Source organism: Vibrio sp. Vb1337, assembly GCF_033338715.1.
Classification (GTDB): domain Bacteria; phylum Pseudomonadota; class Gammaproteobacteria; order Enterobacterales; family Vibrionaceae; genus Vibrio; species Vibrio alginolyticus.
This window is the reverse complement of sequence record NZ_JAWOTD010000313.1, coordinates 1-1,006: the sequence shown is the minus strand read 5'-3', so window position 1 is coordinate 1,006 and position 1,006 is coordinate 1. Positions and strand designations below refer to the sequence as shown.

Annotated in this window: 1 protein-coding gene; it reads left to right on the top strand. The window is 45.7% G+C overall.

The window, feature by feature from the left end; genetic code table 11:
* Positions 1-1,006, top strand: a 1,006-nt coding sequence (locus tag R7E42_RS25870; protein ID WP_318073368.1) for a 3-hydroxyacyl-CoA dehydrogenase NAD-binding domain-containing protein, incomplete at both ends; no start/stop codon positions are given.

Below are 1,006 nucleotides of genomic sequence, written 5' to 3'. Positions count from 1 at the left end.
CACGGCACGGATGCACAGCCTGCAGCGGTGAAAAAAGTGGGTGTTCTTGGTGGCGGCTTAATGGGCGCTGGGATCAGTCATGTAACGGTAGCAAAAGCAAAAGTGCCTGTTCGAATCAAAGATGTGAGCAATGACGGTGTGTTGAATGCACTTAACTACAACTACAAGTTGTTTGAGAAGCAGCGCAAACGTCGCATCCTGTCGAAAGCCGATTTACAGGCGAAGATGTTGCAACTGTCAGGTGGCGTAGACTTTACAAGTTACAACCACATTGATGTTGTGATCGAAGCGGTTTTCGAAGACTTGGATCTAAAACAACAGATGGTTGCGGACATTGAAGCAAACGCAAAATCTGAAACTATTTTTGCTACGAACACGTCTTCGTTACCAATCCACAAGATTGCAGAAAAGGCAGAGCGACCAGAAAACATCGTCGGTTTGCACTACTTTAGCCCAGTAGAAAAAATGCCGCTGGTGGAAGTGATTCCGCATGAAACAACGTCTGATGAAACCATTTCGACAGTTGTCGCATTGGCTAAGAAACAGGGTAAAACCCCAATCGTTGTGAAGGACAAAGCTGGCTTTTACGTAAACCGCATTCTTGCGCCTTACATGAATGAAGCTGCGCATATCTTGCTGGCAAATGAGCCGATTGAGAAGTTAGATGGTGCGTTGTTGGATTTCGGCTTCCCTGTTGGGCCAATCACGTTACTTGATGAAGTTGGTGTTGATATTGGTGCGAAGATCATGCCGATTCTGGTCAATGAGTTGGGCGAGCGATTCAAAGGTCCTGATGTATTCGATATCTTATTGAATGACGGTCGCAAAGGACGCAAGAGCGGGAAAGGTTTCTACACTTACAAAGGTAAGAAGAAAGAAGTCGATAAATCCATCTACAAGCTACTCAAACTGACGCCAGAATCGAAGCTCAGCGATAACGATATTGCGTTGCGCTGTGTACTGCCAATGCTTAATGAAGCAGTACGATGCTTGGACGACGGTATTA